Annotated in this window: 2 protein-coding genes; both read left to right on the top strand. The window is 36.1% G+C overall.

Annotated elements, in window-relative coordinates; all coding sequences use genetic code 11:
• Window positions 1-3,253: site-specific DNA-methyltransferase (locus CDZ78_RS08600; RefSeq protein WP_087869652.1), on the top strand; the 3,253-nt coding region annotated here is incomplete at its 5' end.
• A gap of 1 nt (window position 3,254) precedes the next feature.
• Window positions 3,255-5,672, top strand: a complete 2,418-nt coding sequence (locus tag CDZ78_RS08595) for a DEAD/DEAH box helicase family protein (RefSeq protein WP_244559201.1) — start codon at window positions 3,255-3,257, stop codon at window positions 5,670-5,672.
• Window positions 5,673-5,727: the final 55 nt, after the last annotated feature.

Here is a 5,727-nt window from a genome sequence, read left to right as displayed (position 1 = left end):
TTACCGCTTAGATTGGCCTGGAAAGAAAGCCGCATTATTAAAAGCCAATACCCCGGTTACTAAAACTCTACGTCCGTGCCGAGATGACAGCGTGAACTTTGATAGCACAGAAAACGTGTGTATCGAAGGCGATAACTTTGAGGTATTGAAGATTTTACAAGAGTCATATCTAGGTAAAATCAAAATGATTTATATTGACCCGCCTTACAACACAGGCAAAGATTTTATTTATAAAGATACAACACAGATTAAAAAAGCGGAATATGAAGAAAAGCTCGGGGCTACGGATGAGGAAGATAACAAGCTGTTTAAAAATACCGATAGCAATGGGCGGTTTCATTCTGACTGGTTGAGTATGATGTATGAACGTCTTATTGTTGCACGAGATTTATTGAAAGATGATGGGGTTATCTTTATCAGTATTGATGACAATGAGGTGCATAATTTAAGGGAGATTTGTGATGAGGTGTTTGGGGAGGAGAATGCTTTGGAACAAATGATTTGGAAAAAAAGGTACCAAGGTGCAAAAGAAAAACATTTAGTAGCTGTTCACGAATACATTTTTGTTTATTCTAAGGTTAAAGAATCAATTCGTGAAATATATGTACCTGCCACTCAAGAGTATATTGACAGATACTATACACATAAAGATGAGAATTATAATTCACGAGGAGGATACAGAACACAACCCCTAGAGGCTGGTAAAAGTATGGACTCAAGAGATAATCTAACATTTTCATTTGAAGCTCCTAATGGAAAATTAATATCTCCTAAAAGGCAATGGATATGGTCAAAAGAGCGTGTATTAGATGCTATAGATCATGGTGAGATAGGATTTACGAAAGATAAATATTCACCATATATTAAGCAGTATCTAAAAGACAGGAAAGGTGTTGTTAGGAAAACTAAAAAACAAACCATTATTGATAATGTTTATACTCAAAATGGAACTAAGGAAATGAATGATATATTTGAAAATTTAGGGATTTTTCCATTTCCAAAACCTAGCTTTCTTTTGTCACAACTGATTGAATTTGCAAACACAAATAAGAACGATCTTATCCTAGATTTCTTCTCAGGCTCGGCAACAACCGCCCATGCCGTTATGCAACTCAACGCGGAAGACAAAGGCACGCGAAAATTCATCATGGTACAGCTCCCTGAAGCAACTGATGAAAAATCTGAAGCCTATAAAGCGGGCTACAAAAACATTGCAGAAATAGGTAAAGAGCGTATCCGACGAGCAGGTACTAATATAGTAGAAGACAACCAAAATAAAATAGGCATTGATAAACTGGATATTGGCTTTCGCGTCTATAAGACAGACTCAAGCAATATGGAAGAAGTCTATTACCACCCTGAACAGCTATCTCAAGATAACTTATTTTCTTTAGCAAGCAATATTAAGAAAGAGCGAACCCCTGATGATTTACTCACCCAAGTTATTTTAGATTTAGGGCTAGAGCTTAATCTACCGATAGAACAAAAGAAAATGCACGGTAACAACGTATTTATTGTGCAAACCAACGCCTTAGTCGCCTGTTTTGATGAGCGTTACCGCTTAGATTGGCCTGGAAAGAAAGCCGCTTTATTAAAAGCCAATACACCGATTACCAAAACCCTGCGCCCGTGCCGAGATGACAGCGTTAATTTTGATAGCACAGAAAACGTGTATATCGAAGGCGATAACTTTGAAGTATTGAAGATTTTACAAGAATCATACCTAGGTAAAATCAAGATGATTTATATTGATCCACCGTACAACACAGGTAAGGATTTTATTTATAAAGATAACTTTACGGCTAAAAAGGCAACTTATGAAGAAGAGCTTGGCACTACAGATGAGGAAGATAACAAGCTGTTTAAAAATACCGATACCAACGGCAGATTTCATTCTGATTGGTTGAGTATGATGTATGAGCGGCTGATTATTGCACGGGATTTACTGAAAGAGGATGGCGTTATTTTTATCAGCATTGACGATAATGAATTGGCAAATATACAGAAACTATGTGATGAAATATTTGGAGAGGCGAATTTTTTAGAATGTTTTATTTGGGTTAAAAAAACCGCCCCGAATAATGTAATTGTAGGAGCTGTACATGAATATATATTAATCTATGCTAAGTCCTTATTAAATTTAAAACTATATTTGCAACCAAGAAGTGCTGAGGATAATGCAAAATATAAAAACCCTGATAATGACCCTCGTGGCTCATGGATGGCAGATAATATTTCTTCACCTGCTAAAGGTGGGCGTAGTACGCCAAGTCTTATTTATGACATTAAAAATCCATTTACAGGAGAAATTCATACCCCTCCAAACGGTAGGATGTGGAGCGTACCTGAAAATGAAATGTTGAGAAAAATTGAGGAGGGCACTGTTGTATGGGGAAAAAACAATAATGGTCGCCCCATGAATAAACGATTTCTAAGTGAAACTAGAGATGGAAAAGTAATGCAAACTTTAATTACTGATGGAGATAGTAATAGTGGAGCTTCTAAAGAAATACAAAAAATATTTGATAATGATGTTGTCTTTGAAACGCCTAAACCAGTTAAGTTATTATCAAAATTAATTTCTCTAGCTACTAAAAATAATGATGTTATTTTAGATTTTTTTTGTGGCTCAGCAACGACTGCTCATTCTACAAGCATTGTAAATGTTACAGATAACAGCAACCGAAAATTCATCATGGTACAGCTCCCTGAAGCAACCGATGAAAAATCTGAAGCCTATAAAGCAGGATACAAAACCATTGCAGAAATAAGCAAAGAACGCATACGCCGTGCAGGACAAAAAATAGTCGAAGATAATCAAGATAAAGAAAATATTGATAAGCTGGATATTGGCTTTCGCGTCTATAAAACAGACTCAAGCAATATGAAAGAAGTCTATTACCACCCTGAACAGCTAACGCAAGATGACATTTTTTCTTTAGAAAGCAATATCAAGGAAGGCCGAGAGCCTGATGATTTACTCACCCAAGTTATTTTAGATTTAGGGCTAGAGCTTAATCTACCGATTGAGCAAAAGGAAATGCACGGTAACAACGTATTTATTGTGCAAACCAACGCCTTAGTCGCCTGTTTTGATGACAATATCAACATAAAAATCATTGATGAAATAGCACAGTTAAAGCCGTTTAAAGTAGTGTTTAAAGATGGCAGTTTTTCCAATAGCAAAGACCGTATTAATCTTGAAGAACGTTTTAAAAGGCTTTCACCTGAAACATTAATTACGGTGATATAACATGGCTAACGGTATTAAATTACAGTTTAAACAGCAAGGCTACCAAAGTGATGCTACGCAAGCCGTGGTCGATTGTTTTGCAGGACAAACCAAGGGGCATAGAAAAGAAATAACGGAGCGAACAGAGCTGTTAGTCCATGAAATATTTGCCAATAAAAAGTTTGATTTGAATGACAAGGAACTGATTAAAAATGTTCAAGCCCTACAGAAAGAACAAGGGCTTAATACTAGCAAGCAACTAGAAACCTTAGACGGTACACCGAACTTCAGTATTGAAATGGAAACAGGGACGGGTAAAACCTATGTTTACACTAAAACCATGTTCGAGCTGAATAAAAAATATGGCTGGAGTAAGTTTATTATTATGGTGCCATCGGTTGCAATCCGTGAAGGTGTGCATAAATCCCTAGAAATAACAGCAGATCATTTTCAGGATTTGTATGGCAAAAAAATCCGCTTTTCTATCTACAATACACAAAATAAATCCAATATTGTTAATATTAAAAGTTTTGCCAATACTGCAAATATTGAAGTGTTGATTATGAATTATCAGGCTTTTAATGCAAAGAAAAAAGATAAAGAAATTAGAGGGGAATCCGCAAGAAAAATTTATCAAAAACTTGATGCTCTTCAATCAGAACGCCCGATTGATATTATCAGCAGAGCCAGACCTATTCTAATTATTGATGAGCCGCAACGCTTTGGTAAGTCCGAAAGTTTATTTAAAGAATTTAACCCCTTGTGTGTGTTGCGCTATTCAGCAACCCATAAAAAAGACAAAAAATATAATGAAGTTTACAGACTAGATGCAATAGATGCTTATAACCAAAAGCTGGTTAAAAAAATCAAAGTAAAAGGCATTGAGGTGTTGGGGAACAGCGGCACGAACAGTTATCTTTTTTTAGATGCGGTTAATATTCACCCAAAACGCTACCCAACCGCCAGTCTTGAGTTTGAAATAAAGCAAAAAACAGGCATAAAAAAAGTACTGAGAAAAATAACAGAAACAGATAACCTGCTTAACTTATCCAATGAATTGAAGCAGTATCAAGGTTTTATCGTTAAAGAAATTAACGGTCTGCATAATACAGTTTCCTTTACCAATGGCATCACAATAGGCGTGGGTCAAAGTATAGGGGAGGTGGACGAGCAACATATAAGACGTATTCAAATTCGGGAAACAATAAAATCTCATATTGAAAAAGAACGGGCTTTATTTGATGAAGGTATCAAAGTGTTGTCCCTGTTTTTTATTGATGAAGTGGTGAAATATCGAGACTATGAACAAGCCGATGAAAAAGGCGAATATGCGCGTGTTTTTGAAGAAGAATATAAGCTTGCCATTGCCGAGCGTGATTTTTTTGATGATAAATACAATCAGTATTTAGAAGAACATAAAACGGAAGAAATCCATAAAGGCTATTTCTCGGTAGATAAGAAAGGCAAGCTGGTGGATTCCATCAGTAAAACCAAATCAGAAAAGCAGGATAGTACCGATATTAGTGCCTATGATCTAATCATGAAAAATAAGGAGCGTTTGCTTAGTTTTGATGAGCCAACACGCTTTATTTTTTCGCATTCTGCTTTGCGTGAAGGCTGGGATAATCCAAATGTCTTTCAGATTTGTACCTTAAAACATAGCCAAGCCGAAGATAACAAACGTCAAGAAATTGGGCGTGGGCTAAGAATTAGTGTGAAATGCCGTGGCGAAGATAAAGGTACGCGCATGGATGTTGCTACACTAGAGGATGATTTTTTTGATGTGAATACCTTAACGGTAATCGCCAGTGAGTCATACGATAGTTTTTCCAAAAAATTACAAAAAGAAACTGTTGAGTCACTGTCTGATAGACCTGTTATTTTAACCCTTGAAGCCTTAGTGGATCGTGTTCTTACCAATGAAAAGGGGCAGCAATTGACGTTTACTAATCAATCTGCAGTGGATTTGATTTTTCAATTTAGAGAGCAAGCTTATATTGATAAGGATGATAAAATCACGGACAAGCTGGTTAAAGCGATAGAGGAGGATACCGTAGAACTCCCTACTGAACTCGTCCCCTTTAAAGCCAGTGTTTGTGAGTTAATGCAAAAAATACATACCACTGCTAACTTTCAAGCCAGTGCAGATGGTAAAGCAGATAACATTGATATTTCTGATTTTAAGCCAAATGCTAATTTTGCTAAAAAAGAGTTCCAAGACCTATGGAATAAAATCAAAATCAAAACTGTTTATGAAGTTGATTTTTCAGATGAAGAGCTAATTAAAAACAGTGTTTCAAAGATAGATAAAAAATTGTCCGTTAAAAAAGTCATTGTGCATATCACCGAAGGGGAGCAGAAAAAAAACATTGATGAGAGTGGATTAAAATCAGGTGATAGCATGGTTAAAACTAAAGATATTACCGAGAAAGCTGACTAATTATTAGGCGCAGTTAAATATGATTTAATTGGTGAAATTGCAAAGGAAGCACGAC

It is taken from the genome of Bathymodiolus platifrons methanotrophic gill symbiont, assembly GCF_002189065.1.
Lineage (GTDB): Bacteria > Pseudomonadota > Gammaproteobacteria > Methylococcales > Methylomonadaceae > Methyloprofundus.
Note: the sequence above shows the minus strand (reverse complement) of the source record. Positions and strands in the feature narration are given on the sequence as shown.

Bases quoted from the DNA above. Each gene is read 5' to 3' on its own strand.
- CDZ78_RS08595 (WP_244559201.1), top strand. From the start codon at position 3,255: ATGGCTAACGGTATTAAATTACAGTTTAAACAGCAAGGCTACCAAAGT.